The organism is Rhodococcus sp. FH8, from assembly GCF_019266085.1.
GTDB classification, from domain to species: domain Bacteria; phylum Actinomycetota; class Actinomycetes; order Mycobacteriales; family Mycobacteriaceae; genus Rhodococcus_F; species Rhodococcus_F qingshengii.
Genome location: NZ_LPNQ01000065.1, coordinates 546,068 through 566,830, shown reverse-complemented (window position 1 = coordinate 566,830; position 20,763 = coordinate 546,068). Strand labels below are relative to the sequence as shown.

Here is a 20,763-nt window from a genome sequence, read left to right as displayed (position 1 = left end):
TCAAGGTCCTGACCATCCAGAGTAACCGGACTGACGGGCACAAAGCGGATACCGTGAACGCATGGCCGACCACCGCACCCTCGTCCTCATGCGACACGGCAAGTCCAGCTACCCCGAGGGCATCCGTGATCACGAGCGTCCGCTCGCCGAACGGGGCCTGCGCGAGGCCCGCATCGGCGGCGAATGGATCCGTGAAAACGTCCCGCCCGTCGACGCCGTTCTGTGCTCCACCTCCCGGCGGACCGTCGAAACCCTTGCCTCGACGGGAATCGAAGCTCCCGCCGGGTTCGAGAAGTCCATCTACGGCGGCTCACCCGCAGACGTCATTGCAGCTGCGCGAACCACGTCCGACCACGTCAAGACGCTCCTGATCGTCGGACACGAACCCGGAATTCCCTGGACTGCACTCGATCTCGCATCGAACGAAAACTCCGAAGCGGCCCAACGTATCCGCGACAAGTTCCCGACTTCGGCGATCGCCGTCCTCTCCGTACCGGTGCCGTGGACCGAACTCGACGACTCCGTCGCCACTCTGCTCGAGTTTCACGTGCCTCGTTAGATCAACCACACTGCTAAACCACCTCACGCAGTAGGCGGTCCGAAAGTGCAAGCGCGTCACGGTCGTACGTCGACGTGGACGCCAGCAATTCGTCGGCACCGGTTCGCTCGGCCAGATCGTGAAGCTGCTGCTTCACCTCGACGGGCGTCCCGTGCAGCGCCGAAGCCGTGAACGACTCGATGCGCCTGGCGTTTCGATCACTGCGCGGGGCGCGCCTGATCTCGTCCGGCGACACGAGCGGCGGAAACTCCCCTGTCCGTGACGATTCTGCGAGCGCGTACGCCTCCGGGATCAGCAACTCACGGGCCGCCTCGGTGGTATCGGCAACCGCCACCTCGAGGGAAACCACCACATAGGGTTCGGGGTGTGTGTCGGTGGGCTGGAAAGCTCGGCGGTACTCGTCCAACGCATCCACCCGATCGGTGCTACCGATTCCCAGTATCGGCCCACCCACGACCACCGGAAGCCCCAGCTGCGCTGCCACTTTCAGACCTGTGCGCGTCGCCAGCACGAAGATCGGCACCCCAGTCTGCGACGCCGGCCGTGCCGTCACTGCGGCGGATCCGTCCAGGTAACGCCTCACCTCGTCCAGGTCCGACACAAACGTGTCCGGAGCGTCCTTGCTGCGTCGTAGTGCCTGACGAACAGGCTCCGTGAATCCCAGCGATCGGCCGAGGCCGAGATCGATTCGCCCCGGGTACAGAGCCTCCAGCATCAGGAACTGCTCGGCGACGATCAGCGGTTGGTGATTCGGCAGCATGACCCCACCGCTGCCGAGTCTGATATCGCGCGTATGCGCGCCGATCGCGGCAAGCAGTACTGCCGGCGACCCGCTCCCGATCCCGGGCACCGCGTGATGCTCGGCCACCCAGAACCGGTGGTAGCCGAGAGCGTCGGCGTGCGCGGCACGTTCGACGGAATGCGTCAGAGCTGCGGAGTCGGGGTATCCGCTCCTGGTTCGGGATCGGTCGAGCAGTGAGAGAAGCACCCTCGGAGCAACAAGGAATTCGGAAAGTTTCATCCGGACGCCGAACGAGGACCGTTTCTGACCGCAATACCCGCAACACTGGACCTGTCGCCGGAATTCACCATCACATGAAGGGCACGTCATGGACATCAAGCTCGAACTGGTCGCCATTCCCGTCACCGACATCGACCGCGCCAAGGACTTCTACGTCCGCCTCGGATTCAATGCCGACCACGATCACACGGTCAGCGAAGACCTGCGATTCGTCCAGCTGACCCCTCCCGGTTCGGCCTGCTCGATCTGCATCGGCAAGGGAATCACCGACGCCGAGCCCGGCTCGGTCGTCGGCATGCAGGTAGTGGTCAAAGACATCGAAGAGGCCGAGCGCGAGTTCAAGAGCCGCGGCATCGACATCAGCCCGATCGACGACCAGGCCTGGGGGCGGTTCATCTACTTCGCCGACCCCGACGGGAACAAGTGGGCCGTCCAGGAGATCGTCATCCCGGACCTCAGCGGCAGCAACTCCTGAAAACGTCCCACTCCTGACATGAAAAATCCCCCCACCTCTTTCGAAGTGGGGGGATTTCTACGAACTAACGCTTAGCGGTAGTCGTTGCTGAAGCCGTAGTCGTCCAGCGGAACTGCAGCACCGGTGTTCTGGCCGAAGCCGTCCGGGCTGTAGTACTGGTCGTCGTACGACGGCACTGCGTAAGCAGCGGCGCGTGCCTCTTCGGTGGGCTGAACCTGGATGTTGCGGTAACGGTTGATACCGGTACCGGCAGGGATCAGCTTGCCGATGATGACATTTTCCTTCAGACCGATCAGCTTGTCCGAGCGGCAGTTGATAGCCGCGTCGGTCAAGACACGAGTGGTCTCCTGGAACGATGCCGCGGACAGCCACGAATCCGTCGCGAGCGACGCCTTCGTGATACCCATGAGCACCGGACGGCCGGCTGCGGGCTCGCCACCCTCGGCGACAACGCGGCGGTTTGCCGACTCGAACTCGGCGCGCTCGGTGAGCGAACCGGGCAGGAACTCGGTGGCACCCGAATCGATGATCGTCACGCGACGAAGCATCTGGCGCACGATGACCTCGATGTGCTTGTCGTGGATCGACACACCCTGGCTCCGGTACACCTCCTGGACCTCGTTGACCAAGTGGATCTGAACCTGACGCGGACCCATGACTCGCAGGACCTCGTGGGGATCGGCAGCACCTTCCATGAGCTGCTGTCCGACCTCGACGTGGTCACCGTCAGCCAAGAGGCTTTCGCGACCGTCGGCGTGCTTGAAGACACGCAGACGCTGACGCTTGCTGAGCTTGTCGTAGACAACCTCTTCGCCGCCGTCGTCCGGAACGATGGTGATCTTGTAGAAACGATCGCCGTCTTCGAGCTGTACCCGACCGGTGACGTCCGCGATAGGAGCCTTGCCCTTGGGCACACGTGCCTCGAACAGCTCCTGGACACGCGGCAGACCGCCGGTGATGTCATCTCCTGCGACACCACCCTGGTGGAAGGTACGCATGGTCAGCTGAGTACCGGGCTCACCGATCGACTGTGCGGCGACGATACCGACAGCCTCACCGATGTCGACCAGCTTGCCGGTGGCCATCGAGCGGCCGTAGCAAGTGGCGCAAACGCCGGTGCCGGTGGTGCAGGTCAGGACCGAGCGGACCTTGACCGTCGTGATGCCGGCTTCGAGCAGAGCATCGATCGCGGGGTCACCGAGATCGTGGCCACGCTCGACGATGACGGTGCCGTTCGCGTCGACTGCATCGGCCGCCAAGGTGCGGGCGTACGTGCTGGTCTCCACGTGAGCATCGCGGATCATCGTGCCGTCGGCCTGCTTCTCGGCGATCGTGGTGACGATGCCGCGCTCTGTTCCACAATCGACCTCGCGGACGATGACGTCCTGCGAAACGTCCACCAGACGACGGGTCAGGTAACCCGAGTCGGCGGTGCGGAGTGCGGTATCGGCCAGACCCTTACGAGCACCGTGCGTGTTGATGAAGTACTCGAGAACGGTCAGGCCTTCCTTGAAGGAAGACTTGATCGGACGCGGGATGAACTCACCCTTCGGGTTTGTCACCAGACCCTTCATACCGGCGAGCGAGCGAACCTGAGTCATGTTGCCGGCTGCGCCGGACTTCACGATCATCGGGATCGGGTTGCTGTCGGGGAAGTGAGCCTCCATGGCCTTGCCGACCTTGTCGGTCGCTTCCTGCCAAATGGTGACCAGAGCGCTGTTGCGCTCCTTCTTGTCCAGAGCACCACGCTGGTACTGCTTCTCGATCTTGTCGGCCTGAGCCTCGAAGTCCTCGATGATGGCGGGCTTCTCCGGCGGCACGAGCACGTCGGAGATCGAGACCGTGACACCCGAACGGGTGGCCCAGTAGAACCCGACGTCCTTGAGCTTGTCGACGGTCTGAGCAACCACGATCATCGGGTACCGCTCGGCGAGATCGTTGATGATCGTCGCCTGGCGCTTCTTCGGCATCTGCTCGTTGACGAACGGGTAGTCCGCCGGAAGCAGCTCGTTGAAGAGCACACGGCCGAGTGTCGTGGTGGCGGTCCAGCCGTCACCGTAGTTCCAGCCCTCGGGGAACAGTTCGTTCTCGAGGTCGCGCGGCGGACGCTGCTGGGTCAGACGCACCTTGATCTGAGCCTGAACCGAGAGCGCGCCGCGGTCGACTGCCATCTGAGCCTCGGCGGGCGAGGAGTACACGCCCTGCTCTGCCTCGTCGTTGGTCGGAGCAACGAGCTCACCGGTGACACCCTCGTCGAGACGGGTCAGGTGGAACAGACCCGTGACCATGTCCAGACGCGGCATGGCGAGCGGGCGACCCGAAGCAGGCGAGAGGATGTTGTTCGAGGACAGCATCAAGATGCGTGCCTCGGCCTGAGCCTCTGCCGACAGCGGGAGGTGAACAGCCATCTGGTCACCGTCGAAGTCGGCGTTGAAGGCCTCACACACCAGCGGGTGGAGCTGAATGGCCTTGCCCTCGACGAGCTGCGGCTCGAATGCCTGGATACCCAGACGGTGCAGCGTAGGTGCACGGTTGAGCAGCACGGGGTGCTCGGCGATGACCTCTTCGAGGACGTCCCACACCTGGACGCGCTTGCGCTCGACCATGCGCTTGGCCGACTTGATGTTCTGCGCGTGGTTGAGATCGACCAGACGCTTCATCACGAACGGCTTGAACAGCTCGAGGGCCATCAGCTTGGGCAGACCACACTGGTGCAGCTTGAGCTGAGGACCGACGACGATGACGGAACGACCCGAGTAGTCGACGCGCTTACCGAGCAGGTTCTGACGGAAGCGACCCTGCTTGCCCTTGAGCAGATCGCTCAGGGACTTCAGCGGGCGGTTACCCGGTCCGGTGACCGGACGTCCACGACGACCGTTGTCGAACAGGGCGTCGACCGACTCCTGCAGCATCCGCTTCTCGTTGTTGACGATGATCTCGGGAGCACCGAGGTCGATCAGTCGCTTGAGGCGGTTGTTGCGGTTGATGACGCGGCGGTACAGGTCGTTGAGGTCGGACGTCGCGAAACGTCCACCGTCGAGCTGAACCATCGGGCGAAGCTCCGGCGGGATCACCGGAACAGCGTTGAGGACCATGCCCATCGGCGAGTTGCCGTTGGTCTGGAATGCCGCAACCACCTTGAGGCGCTTGAGTGCACGCAGCTTCTTCTGGCCCTTGCCGCTGCGGATGGTCTCGCGGAGAGACTCTGCCTCGGCGTCGAGGTCGAAGTTCTGCATCAGGATCTGGATGGACTCTGCGCCCATCGCACCCGTGAAGTATTCGCCGTAACGGTCGACCAGCTCGCGGTACAGGAGCTCGTCGATGATGAGCTGCTTGACGCTCAGCTTGGTGAAGGTGGTCCAGATCTCGTCGAGACGATCCAGCTCACGCTGCGCGCGGTCACGGAGCTGACGCATTTCGCGCTCGCCGCCGTCCTTGACCTTGCGGCGGACATCGGACTTCGCGCCCTCTGCCTCGAGCTCGGCGATGTCGGCTTCGAGCTTCTGCGCACGTGCCTCGAGATCGGCGTCGCGCTGATCTGCGACGGTCTTCTTTTCGACCTGCATCTCGGCTTCGAGGGTGGACAGCTCGTTGTGACGGAGCTCCTCGTCGACACCGACGATGACGTAGGCAGCGAAGTAGATGATCTTTTCGAGATCCTTCGGAGCCAGGTCGAGCAGGTAACCGAGACGGCTCGGAACACCCTTGAAGTACCAGATGTGCGTGACCGGTGCGGCCAGTTCGATGTGACCCATGCGCTCACGACGAACCTTGGCGCGAGTGACCTCGACGCCACAGCGCTCACAGATGATGCCCTTGAAGCGGACACGCTTGTACTTACCGCAGTAGCACTCCCAGTCCCGAGTGGGGCCGAAGATCTTCTCGCAGAAGAGGCCGTCCTTCTCGGGCTTGAGCGTGCGGTAGTTGATGGTCTCCGGCTTCTTGACCTCGCCGTAGGACCAATTGCGGATGTCCTCTGCACTGGCCAAGCCAATGCGGAGTTCATCGAAGAAGTTGACGTCGAGCACGTAACTTCCTTTCCCCGTTGGGGTTACGGTTGCCGGTCACCCGGCAACCTGACTGCCAATTCAAATGTGAACTACGCCCCCGGGCCGCTCTCTCAAGAGCAACCCGGGGACCGAAACCTAGTTCGCGAGGTCGTCGACCGTCGCAGCTTCGTTCCTGGACAGGTTGATGCCCAGGTTCGCTGCGGCCCGCTCCAAGTCCTCGTCGTCGCCGTCCGCCATCGTGATGGCCGCGCCGTCCGAGGACAGCACCTCCACGTTGAGGCAGAGCGACTGGAGCTCCTTGAGGAGCACCTTGAACGATTCGGGGATGCCGGGTTCGGGGATGTTCTCGCCCTTGACGATGGCTTCGTACACCTTGACTCGACCGACCACGTCGTCAGACTTGATGGTCAGCAGTTCCTGCAGCGTGTAAGCCGCGCCGTAGGCCTGCATCGCCCAGCACTCCATCTCACCGAAGCGCTGGCCACCGAACTGGGCCTTACCGCCGAGAGGCTGCTGCGTGATCATCGAGTACGGACCGGTCGAACGAGCGTGGATCTTGTCGTCGACCAAGTGGTGCAGCTTGATGATGTACATGTAACCGACCGAGACCGGGTACGGGAACGGCTCGCCGGAGCGGCCGTCGAACAAGGTGGCCTTTCCGTCGGGTCCGACCATCTGCTCGCCGTCACGGTTCGGCAGCGTCGCGCCGAGGAGACCGGTGAGCTCGTCTTCCTTCGCACCGTCGAACACCGGGGTGGCGATGTTCGAGTCGGCCGGAGCGGACAGCATCTCTTCCGGCAGGGTCGCAGCCCAGTCGGGACGAGAGCCGTCGGACGCGATCTGAACGTTCCAGCCGGTCTTGCCGATCCACCCGAGGTGGGTCTCCAAGACCTGACCGATGTTCATACGACGCGGGACGCCGTGCGTGTTCAAGATGATGTCGACAGGCGTGCCGTCCGAGAGGAACGGCATGTCTTCCTGCGGCAGGATCTTGCCGATGACGCCCTTGTTACCGTGGCGGCCGGCGAGCTTGTCGCCGTCCTGGATCTTGCGCTTCTGTGCCACGTAGACGCGGACCAGCTCGTTGACACCGGGAGGCAGATCGTCGTCTTCGTCACGTGAGAACACGCGGATTCCGATGACCTTGCCGGTCTCACCGTGAGGAACCTTGAGGGACGTGTCACGAACCTCGCGAGCCTTCTCACCGAAGATGGCGCGAAGGAGGCGCTCTTCGGGGGTCAGCTCGGTCTCGCCCTTCGGCGTGACCTTTCCGACCAGCACGTCGCCGTCACGAACCTCGGCACCGATACGGATGATGCCGCGCTCGTCGAGGTCGGCGAGGACCTCGTCGGAGACGTTCGGGATGTCGCGAGTGATTTCCTCGGCACCGAGCTTGGTGTCGCGGGCATCGATCTCGTGCTCCTCGATGTGAATCGAGGTCAGGACGTCCTCTTCCACGAGACGCTGCGACAGAATGATCGCGTCCTCGTAGTTGTGGCCTTCCCACGGCATGATCGCGACGAGCAAGTTCTTGCCCAGCGCCATCTCACCGTTCTCGGTGCAAGGGCCGTCGGCCAGAACCTGGCCGGCCTCGACACGCTGTCCCTCGTCCACGATCGGACGCTGGTTGGCGCACGTGCCCTGGTTGGAACGCGCGAACTTGCGCATCCGGTACGTCTTGCGGCTTCCGTCGTCAGCCATCACCGTGACGTAGTCCGCGGAGATCTCCTCCACGACACCGGTCTTCTCGGTGATGATGACGTCGCCGGCATCCACAGCTGCACGCAGCTCCATGCCGGTACCGACGAGAGGTGCCTCGCTGCGAACCAGCGGGACAGCCTGACGCTGCATGTTCGCGCCCATCAGGGCACGGTTTGCATCGTCGTGCTCGAGGAACGGAATCATCGCGGTCGCGACGGACACCATCTGACGCGGCGAAACGTCCATGTAGTCGATGTCGGAGGACGCGACGAACTCGACCTCGCCACCCTTACGGCGGACGAGAATCTTCGAGTCGGTGAAGCGACCCTCGCGGTCGATGGCCGAGTTGGCCTGCGCGACCACGTGGCGGTCTTCTTCGTCAGCGGTCAGGTAGTCGACCTCGTCGGTCACCTGTCCGTCGACGACGCGACGGTACGGGGTCTCGATGAAACCGAACGGGTTGACGCGGGCGTAGACCGACAGCGAACCGATCAGGCCGATGTTCGGGCCTTCCGGGGTCTCGATCGGGCACATGCGGCCGTAGTGCGACGGGTGAACGTCGCGAACCTCGAGGCCGGCGCGCTCACGGGACAGACCACCCGGGCCGAGGGCGGACAGACGACGCTTGTGCGTCAGCCCCGACAGCGGGTTGTTCTGGTCCATGAACTGCGACAGCTGGGAGGTTCCGAAGAACTCCCTGATCGCAGCGACGACGGGACGGATGTTGATCAGCGTCTGAGGCGTGATTGCCTCGACGTCCTGCGTGGTCATGCGCTCACGAACCACACGCTCCATGCGGGACAGGCCCACGCGGATCTGGTTCTGGATGAGCTCGCCGACCGTACGCAGACGACGGTTGCCGAAGTGGTCGATGTCGTCGACCTCGACGGGAACCTCGACGCCGCCCGGAGCCGTCATCGAGGTGTCACCTGCGTGCAGACGCACGAGGTACTCGACGGTGGCGACGATGTCCTCTTCGGTGAGCGTGGATGCAACGATCGGCTGACCCGCGTTCAGGCCGAGCTTCTTGTTGATCTTGTAACGACCCACGCGAGCGAGGTCGTAGCGCTTGTCCTTGAAGAACAGGTTCTCCAGCAGGGTCTGCGCGCTCTCCTTGGTGGGGGGCTCGCCCGGACGCAGCTTGCGGTAGATGTCGAGCAACGCCTCATCGGTGCCGGCGGTGTTGTCCTTCTCCAGCGTGGCCATGAGGATCTCGGAGAAGCCGAAGCGCTCCGTGATCTGCTCGGTGGTCCAGCCGAGTGCCTTGAGCAGGACGGTGACAGGCTGACGACGCTTGCGGTCGATACGGACACCAACGGTGTCGCGCTTGTCGACGTCGAACTCGAGCCATGCGCCGCGACCCGGGATCACCTTGACGCTGTGCAGATCCTTCTCGGTGCTCTTGTCGACGCTCATGTCGAAGTACACACCGGGGGAACGCACGAGCTGCGAGACGACCACACGCTCGGTGCCGTTGATGATGAAGGTGCCCTTGTCGGTCATCATCGGGAAATCTCCCATGAAGACCGTCTGGCTCTTGATCTCACCAGTGTTGTTGTTGATGAACTCCGCGGTGACGAACAACGGCGCCGCGTAGGTCATGTCCTTGTCTTTGCACTCGTCCGTCGAGGCCTTGACCTCGTCGAATCGAGGGTCGGAGAAGGACAGCGACATAGTGCCGTTGAAATCCTCGATCGGAGAAAGCTCCGCGAGGATGTCCTCGAGACCACCGGACACTGCATTGTCGCCGAGTGCCGCTGCTCGTTCACGCCAACTCTGCGCGCCGATCAGCCACTCGAACGAATCTGTCTGTACGTCAAGAAGCCCGGGAACTTCGAGGGGTTCGCGAACTTTCGCGAACGAAACCCTCTTCGGGGCTCCGGGGATTCCGGAAACTGCCTTGGTCTGGCTAGAGACTGCCAAGATGCGTCCTTCCAGCACCTCACGCGGGCCGCTCCGTGCTGTTGCGACCGCCGCTGTATCTGCTTCGAATTTCGCTGGTTACAACCCGAACGAAACCCGTCGCAGAAAGCAAGAAGTACTTGACTTCGCAGCGGTTGAGACGAGGGGTGGACAGGAGGCAGCCAGCGCAACGTCCAAAAGTACACCCTTACTCTGGAAATGTCGAGTCGGGTGTAACTGAGGGTCGAATTCAGATACTGACGTGAGACTGCCGATCACTCGTCCGTGCATGTTCACCGATCAGAGTGGACCTTGCGGACCGCTCCGTCAAGGGCGAGAGCGCGTGTCGCAGCATTCGAACATTCGTGACGCGCATTCGAACACTGCCACCGGGAGTGTAGCCAGCAACGGCGTCACATACGAAAAATCTGGACCGACATCGTGCGTCGATCCAGATCTTCGCGCTGGTGCGCAGGTGCTACTGGTCGCGAATCTCCGAGCTACTGGTCGCGAATCTCCGAGATCAGCCAGTTTCCGTCCTGCTTCTCCAGACTCACGATGACCATTCCGGAGCGAGAGTCTGCCGCCACGCCGTTCTGCGTCGAGCTGACGTTCAGTTGGGCGAGCAACTGCGCCCGGTCCTTCTCGAGCCGTGTGATCCCGATCAGCGGGACATCAGCGGTCGTTGCCGTCTGGGTTTGTTCGACGCCGGCCTTCTGCGTGTCCTTGTACTGCGTCAGCTGATCGCGCATCGACTGGTTCAGGCCCTGGACACCCTTGTCGAAATCGGCGTCGAAGGTGTCGGGAGAAAACGTGAAGACTGCAGCCAACGCCGACGGCGTCACACGAAGAACTTCAGCCGTGGCACCTTCGTCCACCCAGGCGATGTCGTCCGTCTTCGCGCCGACTTTGAAGAAGGCGATGCCGGCGAGGATCGCGACGATGACCGCTGCGGCCCCCAGGATCGCGACCAGGCGCCAACCGGCCTTGGATTGTGTAGGTGTTGTCGCCGACTCCCCCGCGCCCGTCTCCGAGGTAGCAGGGGCCTTGGGCTCCTCTGCGACGGTTTTCGCCGGTTTGGTCAGATCGGGGCCCGGTGTGGATTCCGGAGCGTCGGTTTCCGTCTTCGGCGGCTCGATGTCTCCGGACTCTGCCTTCGTGAGCGTCGGCTTCGCAACCTCCGGCTTCGCAACCTCCGGCTTCACAGCCTCCTGTGTTTCCTCTTCCGGCTGTTCGATCGTGGGCTCGACCGGATCCGAATCGGACGTCCCCGCGGGGACGTTGAGCGAGCGAGCGCTTCCGGCGATCTTCGGCCGACGGTTCTGCGGGGAGGACGGTCCGCCGGTACGACGTTTGGGTGGCATTACGCGCTTCTCCTTCGAGGGATGTCGGTGTGCAGGTTCGACGAACTACTGGCCACCGGAATCACCACCCTCGGTTGTCGGTGCAGGAGCACCGGAGGCAGGTGCCTCGGTCCCCGAACCGGGTGCGGGCGTTGCGTCAGGAGCAGGCGTGGAGCCGTCGGTGGCCGGCAGGGTGCCGGAGCCGAGATCGAGCCGAGAGCCGATCGGATCAGCCGACTGAGCCTTCCAGACCCCGTCGACCTCGACCATGCCCAGCCGCATGCCGAGCTGATTCTTGACGAACTGGTTGCCCTGGGTCGTGGTGACTCGAACGACGACCAGTGCCGTGGCGGTCCGGTCATCGGTATTGAGCTCGGTCAGCGCGGACTGAACGACTTCGGTGTCAGCCTTCGAGCCCGAGTTACGCAACTCGTCTGTGATGGAATCCTGAACGGTCTGCAGATACGTCGTCATCTCGTCACCGGTCACCGAAGAACGCATGTTCTCGATCGACTGGTCGAGATTGGCCGAATCCGCGTTGTTGAGGTTGATCGCGACTTGCTGCGCACCGATAAGCGCGTCGTCACGCATCTCGGCGGTGGTGCGGTCGGTGGTGAGCGCCCGAACGTACGGGACGCCGAACACACCGAGCGCAACCACTGCCGCCAGAAGCAAGACACCGACCGCAATCAGAGACGCTGTCAGCCCCTTCGGTCTACCGGTTGTCGGCGCTCCCGATTCGACTTGCTCGGGCCCGCCGGACTGCGGGGAACTGTTTCTCTGAATCACACTCACTACCCTACTTACCTGTTTTGCCCAGCCTCTGGCCGCGAATCGTCAACTGCCACAACTCAGTAGCCTGAACTGCACAAACTCGACCACATTCGGATCGGTCTACTTCGGTGTCACTCCGAGCAACGGCGCCAACTGCGTCGCGATCGGGTTGAGGTTCAACTTGTCCGGATCGACCTTCGGCTTGAAGTCCCAAGGCTGGATCGTGTCGGGATCGGCGTACACCACGCGGTTGGCACTGCGGACGCCCGTCTCGCTGCCCAGCGGCGTCTCACACGACGCGGCGGTGTTGAGCGGGAAGTCCTGCTGGGTGTCGTCGAAATTGGGATTCTGACGCTTCATCTCGTCCAGGATCGCCATGGTGCCTTCGTAACCCACCGTGCACGAGAGCGGATTGTTGGTCTCCAGCACCAAGCCCTGATGGACCGTTCCGTCGCCGGGAGCAACCGTCGGTGCGGCAGCGGCCAGACCGGGAAGGAAGATCAGGAACGGCTGCAGCGCGATCGTTCGCGGCGCAAGCGTCTTGGTGGTCGCGGCAAGATTGGTCAGGTCAGTCGTCAGGCTCGGGCCCGCCTCGTTGATGAGGGCACCGATCTGATCGCTGGCCGGGATGCCGTTGTCGATCAAGCGACGGATGTCCGGATCACTGGTCCGCAACTGCGCCGTGACAGCATCGAGATCGGTACTGAACTGCTTGATCGCGGAGGACTGATCCGACTGCGTCGTCAATACCGTCTCACTGTTCCGAATCAGCGCGAGCGTCTGAGGCAGAGTGTCGAGCCCGGACTGCGAGAGACCGGACAGCGAATCGGCCAGGACCTGAATGTCCTCGCCCTTGCCGTTGAACGCTGCACCGAGTTCGACGGCGACGGTGTGGAGCGCGTCGACGGGCACGGACTTGACCAAGCCGTTGGCACTGGTCAGCACATCCTCGATCGGGATCGGAGTTGTGGTGTCCCCCACCGCGATCACCGAGCCGTCCTCGAGAAACGGTCCCTGGTCGGTATCGGGCTGAAGGTCGACGTACTGCTCACCGATGGCGGAGCGGTTGGCCACGACGGCACGGGCCGACGCGGGAATCTCCGGAGCACTGTTGTCGATCTTCAGGTCGACCTGAATTCCGTCCTCGGTCAACGACATGTCGCCCACTCGCCCGACCGGCACGCCGCGATACGTCACCTCGGCGTTGGTGAAAATTCCACCGGACGTGGCCAATTCGGTCTTGACCGTGTACTGACCGAACCCCATGAGGTTGTCCAGGCGCACGTACTTGGCGCCGACGTAGATGAGACCCAGGAGCGCAACCACGACAAAGCCGACGAGCTGCCATCTGACCAGAGCTGATCTCACTGTCCATCACCGCCGATTCCGAACTGTTCCAGCATTCCCTGGATGGGGTTGAGTGGGTTCGCCGCGGGCGCCGGCGTTGCCGGGTCACCCGCTGTTGTGGCGGGAAGGCCGGCGACAACGGGAACCTGCGGCAGGATCGGAGCGATCGGCAGCAGTGACACTGTCGGCCAGCCCGGTCGCGGTCCGTTGCCGTTGTAGTACGGGTTGGAGGGGTCGACCACCGGCTTGGGATTGCCGAACTTGGGCTGGCGGTATTCCGGTTCTCCCTGCCCGACACCGAGACCCGAGAGTGTATTGCCGATCTGCAGGTCGACACTCAGGAAGAGGTTGACGGAACCACCCTGTGCAATCTTCTCGACACCGTCCGGGAACGGGAACGTCGGAAGGAACGGAAGTGCCCCCACGAAGTCGTCACCGGAGTCTGCGAGCGCCTGCAGCGTCGGACGCAGAGCCTGAAGATCAGCGATCAGATCGTCCTTGGACTGTGTGAGGACGTCGGTTCCCACTGTTCCGAGTCGATCCACCTGAGCGAGCATCTGCGTCAGCTGCGGACGCTGCTCGTTGAGAACCTGTGTCGCAACGGGGAGTTCCTCGAGAATCTTCCCGATCTTCTCGTTCTGATCGTTGACGCGGGTCGAGAGCACATCCAGGCCGTCGAGCGCGCGGGTGATGTCGTCACGCTGTTCGTTGAGTCCACCGATGAGTGTGTTCGCCTGCTCCAGAAGACTTCTCGTCTTGCCCTCGCGACCGTCGAATGCGGCCCCGAGTTCTTCGACGATGGGCTGCAACTGGCCCACACCGCCGCCGTTGAGCAGCAGCGACAATGCGCCGAGAACCTGCTCGATCTCCGTGGCGTGGCGAGTGCGATCGAGCGGAATGAGGTCACCGTCGGCCAGCTTCGCAGAGTCCGGTCCGGACGGCGGGGCCGACAACTGGATGAATTTCTCGCCGAGCAGGTTGGTCTGCTCGACCGCGGCAATTGCGTTGGCGGGCAGATCAACCGACGAGTCGAGGATGATGCCGACGTCCGCGGTCCATCCGTCCGGTCCGACCGACACGTCGTCGACGCGACCGACGGGAACGCCGTCGACCTTCACAGCGGACTGCGGAACCAAGTCGAGCACGTCGTCGAACTGAATGGTCAAGTGCATCGGATCGGAACCCACATCAGGACCGCCGGGAAGCGGGACAGCGTAGATCCCCTCGGACGAGCAGGCGGTTGCCGAGATCAGGACGGCGCACAATCCGGCGCCGACTATCAATGAACGCTTCACTCGCCCTCCCCGTTTCCACTGGTCAGTCGCGGTGACACGACGCCGGGCACAGTGCCCGGAACTACCTGCATCTGTCGTTCGGAACCGGCAAGGATGCCGAAGGGAAGGTTCAGGCCTGCAGCCTGATTGGCTGCGTCGGTCATCGCTGCGACGTTTGCGCACTGGTCGATGGCCGGTTGCATCTGCCTTCCCAATGCCTCGAACCGCGGATCACCGGGCAACAGCTTGCCGAGGTCCATCAACTTGCAGAGCACTCCGGCCGGGTTCTGAAGATCAGGGAACGCCAGACGTGAAGCCAGCACACCTGATTCGGCGTCGTACGAGTTGACCAAGTTGGAGATCGCCAGCGGAAGCATGGTGAGCGTGTTGGCCAGTGCTTCCTTGTTGTTCGCCAATGTCTGTGTCGGTTCGACGAGACCTTCGGTTGTCTGGACCAGTTGATCGCGGTTGTCGGCCACGAACTTCGCGACGTCGCCGAGCGCAATCGAGAGCTGGTTCAGAGCGGCACCGAGATCGTCGCGCTCACCTGCCAAGAATCCGGTCAGGTCCGACAACTGCGTGTTGAACTGGCGCACCTGCTGATCGTTGGCCGCGAGAGCGCCCACAAAAGTATCCAGGTTCTTGATGGTGAGCGAGATGTTGTCACGCGAATCGTTGAGCGTCCGTGCGGCATCCGAGAGGTTGGTGATGCTGTCTCCCAACGCTTCACCGTTGCCCTCGAGGTTGGCCGCACCTGTCTCGACGAAATCGGACAGTGCTCCGTTCTTGTTGGCACCTTCAGGACCGAGAGCCGACGCGAGTTCGTCGATGCTGGAGTACAACTGGTCGACCTCGACGGGCGTCGCCGTCTTCTCGATCGGAATGACTGCACCGCTGGCCATCTTGTCGCCGCCGGTGAAGACCGGTGTCAGCTGGATGTAGCGGTCGGCAACCACCGACGGCGTGATCTGAGCGGCACTGGCACCCGCGGGAATGTCGATCCCACGATCGACACGCAGCTCGACCTTGACCTGATCTCCCTGGGGTTCGACGGATTCGACGGTGCCGACCTTGACACCGAGAACACGAACGTCGGAGCCGTCGTAGATACCCACCGACTTGTCGAAGTAGGCGGTGATCTTGGTGGTTCCGGCGCGAGTGAACACCCACCACAGCGCACCACCGATTACGAGTAACCCGATCAGAACAGCGGCGATGATCGCGACCGAGCGCTTCTTGGAGCCGCTTCCGGCTTCGGCAGTATCAGCCATCAGTTGCCTCCCAACGTACGAACGGGGTCACGGTAGCCCGGAATGTCCGGCAGACCCGGCGGAAGGAGGTTCACGACGACCTGGTCGAACCAACGGCCGTTGCCGACCACGTTGGCGTACAAGCGAATGAAGGGTTCGTAGAGCTTCAGTGCCTTGTCCAAGTTCTCGTTGTTGGCCTTCAAGATGTCGATGACGCCGTTGAGCTGCGTCAGCGCCGGCCCGATTGCCGCCTCGTTGTCACGAACGAGACCGGTGAGCTGCTGAGAGACGCGCTGAGTTCCGGTGAGCAGCTGCGAAATCGCTTGCTGGCGATTGTTGAGTTCCTGCACCAAAAGTCCGCCGTCTCGGATCAGCTGGGTGAATTCCTTGTTGCGGTCAGCAAGAATCTGCGACGTCTTCCCGGTGGCGGCGAAGAGCTTCTGCAAGTCCTGATCGCGGCTCGCGATCGTCTGCGACAGCCGACTGACACCGTCGAGCGAAGCGCGGACATCGCCAGGTGTCTCGGAAAATGCCTGGGACAACGTCTCCATGCTCTTCGCCAACTGGTCGGTGTCGATGTCGCCGACTGTGTCCGCCGCGGCCGAGAAGGCCTGAACGACGTCGTACGGAGAGGTGGTGCGCTCTAGCGGAATCCGATCCTTGGGATCGAGGTTGTCGGTTCCGCGCGGATCTAGTGCGAGGTACTTCTGTCCCAGAATGGTCTTGATCTGAATGGACGCAGAGGTTTGATCTCCCACCCACGCGTCACTGACCTTGAAGTCGACGAGAACACGGTCACCGTCGAGATCGACGGAAGTGACCTTGCCGACCTTCACGCCGGCGATACGAACCTCGTTACCAGGCTTGAGACCCGCGGCTTCGGAGAACTCGGCGGAATAGGACGAGCCTGCTCCCACGAACGGAAGCGAATCGAGGAAGAACGCGGACAAAGTGGCCAGCAGCACCACGAAGATACCGATGGCTCCGGCCATTGCCGGACTGCGACGTTTACTCATCGACCTTGCAACTCCCTCATACCGTCTTGAGTGCATCGCGTGGCCGCGTTGGTGTAAATCGGCTGATTGACCGTCGGCAGGCCGGTGGGCAGATTCAGCGACGCAGACTGTCCTGGACCGGCAACGATGTCGATTCCGCACAGATAGAACTGGAACCAGGAACCGTAGCTCGCTACGCGTGCGAGCTTCTCGAGCTTGACCGGCAAGGTCTCGAGCACCGCGTTGACGTCGTCACTCCGACGATTGAGTGTGGTCGCCAGCGTGTTGAGTGCCGTGATCGAGCCCTGAATCGACGGCCGCGTCGGCTCGAGCAAGTCTGCCGTCGCGTCGGTCAGGCCTGCGAGTGAGGTGACGGCCGAACCGACCACCCCACGCTCGTTGGCCAACCCGGTGACGAGTTGCTGGGTGTTGACGATCAGTGAATCGAGGTTCTTGTCGTTCGCGTTGACGGTGTCGAGAACGTCGTTGAGGTTCTTGATCACCGCGCCGATGACCGCGTCCTTGTCCGCGACGGTGTTGGTCAGGCTCGCGGTGTTGCGCACGAGCTCACTGATGGTGCCCGATTCGCCTTGGAAGACCTGGATGATCTGGTACGACAGCTTGTTGACGTCGTCCGCGCTCAGGGTGGTGAACAGCGGCTTGAAGCCGTTGAAGAGTGTCGTGAGGTTGACTGCCGGGCGCGTCTGAGACAGCGGCAGGGTATCGCCGCCGGTGATCTTCTTGCCTTGGCTGCCTTCACCTTGCGAGAGCGAGATGTACCGCTGCCCCACCAGGTTGCGGAACCGGATGGTGGCGATGGAACTGGCCGGCAACCAATCACGGTCGGATACCGAGAACTGGACCTCGGCCTGGTTGTCGTTGACGATGGCAATCTTCTCGACCTGGCCGACACGAACACCTGCAATGCGAACCTCGTCGCCCTCGTTCAACGAAGTGACGTCGGAGAAGACGGCGTTGAACTTGGTGCCGCCACCGCCGCCGAGGTTGGCGATACTGGCTGCCAGCAGTCCTGTCGCCAGGACCGTCACCACAACGAAGATGATGAGCTTTGTCAGCGGAGCTGCGAGTCCTCTCATTGGACGCTCACCTCCGCACCTGCGAATGCCGGAGCGCTGACCATCGTGGTCCACGCCGGAACATCGTCCGGCGCAACACCGTTGGCCTGTCCGTAGATCACCTTCAACGTATCCTCTTCGAGTTTCGAGCCCGCGTAGCCGGCCTGCTGCGCAGGACCGCTGTTGTTGGTCGAGAACAACTGAGGTCCGGAGCCCTCGGGTGCAGGCAGGAATTCCATGGTGGCGGGACCTGGATTGCGGGAAGGAACCTGGTAGGAACCGTCACCGTACGAACCGCCGGGGTACTGCGGGAACGGACGACCGGGCTCGGTGACGTTGTCGTAGCAAACCGGGCCGCGGTTGTCGACGAGCCGTGGCTCGTCCTGGTTGGGCAGGTAGCGACCCTTGGGGTTCACGATCTGAATACTCGCACGCACACCAGGATTGGGCGCGTCGGTGGACAGGATCTTGGCAGCTTCCGGAGCGGTGTCCGAGAAGCCCTTGAACGTGCACCCGAAGGTCGGAGAGTACTGGGCCAGAAGCTGGAGAGCTTCCTTCGAATCCGCAGCGAGCGTGATGATCGAGGACGAGTTCGCTTCGAGGAAGGCTGCGGTGTCCGACGATGTCACGGTGAGCGACGCCAGCAGTGTCCGCAACTGGTCCTGCTTCTGCACCACCGTGTTACCCGTGGTCCGCAGATTGTCGAGAGCGTTGATCAGATCGGGCGCAGCGTCCGAGTACGTCTGGGAGAAGTCCGCGAACTTGCGCAGATCCTCTTGCACCGCGGGCAGTTCGGTATTGACGCCGCGGAAGATCTCCTCGAGACGATCGACCGTCAGACCGAGCTCGGCGCCGCGTCCCGTCAGACCCTGCGCGAGAGAACCGAGAGTGTTCGCCAGATCCTGCGGCGGAATCGCCTGCAGAAGTGGGAGCAGTCCGTCCAGAACGTCGCCGACCTCGACAGCATTGCCGCTCTTGTCCTGGTGGATCACCGTTCCCGCGGAAATCGGGGTCGCGGTGGTTCCCTCCGGAATGATCAGGGAGACGTAGCGCTCACCGAAAAGCGTCTTCGGGAGAAGACGCGCCGTGACGTTGGACGGAATGAGATCAGCCTTGTCCGGCTCGATCGCGAGGACCGAGGTGACCTGGCCGTCTTTCGTCGACGCGGATCGCACCTCGCCGACCAGCAGCCCACGGACCTTGACGTCCGCGTTGGGTGGCAACGCATTTCCGACTGTGTCGGTCACGAGGTCGATCTTCACGACGTCCTTGAACGTCTTGTTGAAGGTTCCGATGGTGAAGGCCAGGAACAATGCCAACACCACGAAGAACACGAGTCCGAGCACACGGCGGCGCAGGACTGACGGAGCCTCGATCATCCGGCCACCCTCACTGTCGTCGTGGTGCCCCAGATTGCGAGGCTGAGGAAGAAGTCGAGAACGGCGATCGTCACGATTGCGGCGCGAACAGCGCGGCCGACGGCCACGCCGACACCTGCGGGACCACCTGAGGCATGGAACCCGTAGTAGCAGTGGATCAGGATCAGCACGAAGGCGAATACCAGGACTTTCGCAAACGAATACAGCACGTCCTGCGGTGGCAGGAACAGGTTGAAGTAGTGGTCGTAGGAACCCGTCGACTGCCCGTTGAAGACCGTGCTGATCACTCTCGAGGCGAGGTACGCCGCAAGCAGACCCACGATGTACAGCGGGATGACGGCGACGAAGCCGGCGATCATGCGCGTCGTGACCAGGAACGGCACCGACGGAACTGCCATGACCTCGAGCGCGTCGATCTCTTCGGAGATACGCATGGCACCGAGTTGGGCGGTGAAGCCACAACCAACCGTGGCCGAGAGCGCAAGAGCCGCAACGATCGGAGCGATCTCACGGGTGTTGACGTATGCGGAGAGGAAGCCGGTCAGGACCGAGCTACCCAACTGCTCCAGAGCGGCGAAGCCCTGGAGGCCGACGACGACACCGGTGAATCCGGACATCATCGCGATGACGCCGATGGTTCCGCCGATCACTGCGAGCGCACCGCTACCGAAGGTCACTTCGGCGAGTAGTCGAAGCGTCTCCTTCCGATACCGATGCAGGGTGCGCGGGGTCCACGCGATGGCGCGCGCGTAGAACGACATCTGCTCGCCCGCGCGGTCCAACGCGTTCACTGGAATTCTGGCTACTTTGCGACTCTTCAGCAGGAACTGATCGCCGCGGCCTCGTGCGATGGTCATTTAGGTCAAGATCCCTTCGCCGGCACGATCTGGAGGTACACCATCGTCAGAATCAGATTGGCGAAGAACAACAGCAGGAACGTGATGACGACGGCCTGGTTCACCGCCTCACCGACGCCCTTCGGGCCACCGGACGGGTGGAGTCCCTTGTACGCGGAGATCACACCAGCGATGACACCGAACACCGCGGCTTTGATCTCACCGCTCCAAATGTCCGGTAGCTGCGCAAAAGCTGAGAACGACGAGATGTAGGCACCGGGGTTACCGCCCTGCAGGATCACGTTGAAGAAGTAACCACCCGCGATACCGACGACGGACACCAGTCCGTTGAGCAGAACAGCGATCAGCACCATCGCGAGTACACGCGGAACCACCAGGCGCTGAATCGGATTGATTCCGAGGACTTCCATCGCGTCGATCTCTTCACGGATGGTTCGAGAACCGAGATCGGCCGTCACGGCCGATCCGGCCGCACCGGCGACCAGCAACGCTGTCACCAGGGGGCTACCCTGCTGGATCACCGCCAGGACGCTGGCAGCGCCGGTGAACGATTCTGCACCCAACTGCTTGATCAGCGAACCGGTCTGCAGTGAGACGACGGCGCCGAAAGGGATGGCTACCAATGCCGTCGGCAAAATTGTCACGCTGGCGATGAACCAGGCCTGCTCGATGAACTCACGGAACTGAAATGGACGCCGGAACGTATTCCTGACGACGTCGACAAACAGTTCGACGATGTTTCCGGCCTGAGTTAATGCTCCGTTGACCGGACTCAGAACCGAGTTGCGGGTAACCCCCAT

At 62.5% G+C, this 20,763-nt stretch carries 15 protein-coding genes; 2 read left to right on the top strand and 13 right to left on the bottom strand.

The annotated features are described in order from the left end of the window. The first annotated feature begins 61 nt into the window (after positions 1-61). Entirely contained in the window at positions 62-559 is a 498-nt protein-coding gene (locus ATN38_RS17085; RefSeq protein WP_007728426.1) for a histidine phosphatase family protein, read from the top strand. Between the two features lie 13 nt (positions 560-572). Here ATN38_RS17085 and ATN38_RS17080 read toward each other — a convergent pair whose 3' ends face one another. Then, positions 573-1,580 carry an LLM class flavin-dependent oxidoreductase gene (locus ATN38_RS17080; RefSeq protein ID WP_058227495.1) on the bottom strand — a complete coding sequence of 336 codons (1,008 nt, stop codon included), beginning with the start codon at positions 1,578-1,580 and terminating at the stop codon, positions 573-575. An 88-nt stretch (positions 1,581-1,668) separates the two neighbouring features. Between ATN38_RS17080 and ATN38_RS17075 the strand changes: the two genes are divergently transcribed. Next, positions 1,669-2,055: a glyoxalase superfamily protein gene (locus ATN38_RS17075; protein ID WP_003942070.1), complete on the top strand. Its 387-nt coding sequence runs from the start codon at positions 1,669-1,671 to the stop codon at positions 2,053-2,055. A 71-nt stretch (positions 2,056-2,126) separates the two neighbouring features. On the opposite strand, the gene ATN38_RS17070 is transcribed toward ATN38_RS17075, so the two are convergent. The 12 genes from ATN38_RS17070 to ATN38_RS17015 form a co-directional block, all read right to left on the bottom strand. Beyond that, complete coding sequence (locus ATN38_RS17070) at positions 2,127-6,083, bottom strand: DNA-directed RNA polymerase subunit beta' (protein WP_003941914.1); 3,957 nt, start codon at positions 6,081-6,083, stop codon at positions 2,127-2,129. Positions 6,084-6,200: 117 nt separating this feature from the next. Then, on the bottom strand, positions 6,201-9,707 hold the full coding sequence (rpoB, locus tag ATN38_RS17065; RefSeq protein ID WP_003942068.1) for a DNA-directed RNA polymerase subunit beta: 3,507 nt from the start codon (positions 9,705-9,707) through the stop codon (positions 6,201-6,203). Between the two features lie 461 nt (positions 9,708-10,168). Then, positions 10,169-11,032, bottom strand: a complete 864-nt coding sequence (locus ATN38_RS17060; protein ID WP_218748272.1) for a hypothetical protein — start codon at positions 11,030-11,032, stop codon at positions 10,169-10,171. A 45-nt stretch (positions 11,033-11,077) separates the two neighbouring features. After that, on the bottom strand, positions 11,078-11,806 hold the full coding sequence (locus ATN38_RS17055; RefSeq protein ID WP_007728440.1) for a hypothetical protein: 729 nt from the start codon (positions 11,804-11,806) through the stop codon (positions 11,078-11,080). 99 nt (positions 11,807-11,905) lie between these two features. Beyond that, positions 11,906-13,153 (bottom strand): MCE family protein, encoded by a 1,248-nt coding sequence (locus ATN38_RS17050; protein WP_003942085.1) that lies wholly within the window; start codon positions 13,151-13,153, stop codon positions 11,906-11,908. After that, positions 13,150-14,427 carry an MCE family protein gene (locus ATN38_RS17045; RefSeq protein WP_003941859.1) on the bottom strand — a complete coding sequence of 426 codons (1,278 nt, stop codon included), beginning with the start codon at positions 14,425-14,427 and terminating at the stop codon, positions 13,150-13,152. Before ATN38_RS17045 ends, ATN38_RS17050 begins: the two co-directional genes overlap by 4 nt. Further along, positions 14,424-15,677 (bottom strand): MCE family protein, encoded by a 1,254-nt coding sequence (locus tag ATN38_RS17040; protein ID WP_003941941.1) that lies wholly within the window; start codon positions 15,675-15,677, stop codon positions 14,424-14,426. Before ATN38_RS17040 ends, ATN38_RS17045 begins: the two co-directional genes overlap by 4 nt. Beyond that, the gene (locus ATN38_RS17035) at positions 15,677-16,672 is read right to left on the bottom strand and encodes an MCE family protein (protein ID WP_003942053.1); all 996 of its coding nucleotides are present in this window, start codon (positions 16,670-16,672) and stop codon (positions 15,677-15,679) included. Before ATN38_RS17035 ends, ATN38_RS17040 begins: the two co-directional genes overlap by 1 nt. Next, a complete protein-coding gene (locus ATN38_RS17030) occupies positions 16,669-17,748 on the bottom strand; it encodes an MCE family protein (RefSeq protein WP_003941932.1) in 1,080 nt (359 codons plus the stop codon). The genes ATN38_RS17035 and ATN38_RS17030 overlap by 4 nt, the downstream gene beginning before the upstream one ends. After that, positions 17,745-19,106 (bottom strand): MCE family protein, encoded by a 1,362-nt coding sequence (locus tag ATN38_RS17025; RefSeq protein WP_003942007.1) that lies wholly within the window; start codon positions 19,104-19,106, stop codon positions 17,745-17,747. The genes ATN38_RS17030 and ATN38_RS17025 overlap by 4 nt, the downstream gene beginning before the upstream one ends. Continuing rightward, positions 19,103-19,963 carry an ABC transporter permease gene (locus tag ATN38_RS17020; protein ID WP_003941894.1) on the bottom strand — a complete coding sequence of 287 codons (861 nt, stop codon included), beginning with the start codon at positions 19,961-19,963 and terminating at the stop codon, positions 19,103-19,105. Before ATN38_RS17020 ends, ATN38_RS17025 begins: the two co-directional genes overlap by 4 nt. Positions 19,964-19,968: 5 nt before the next feature. Continuing rightward, positions 19,969-20,763, bottom strand: a complete 795-nt coding sequence (locus ATN38_RS17015) for an ABC transporter permease (protein WP_003942038.1) — start codon at positions 20,761-20,763, stop codon at positions 19,969-19,971.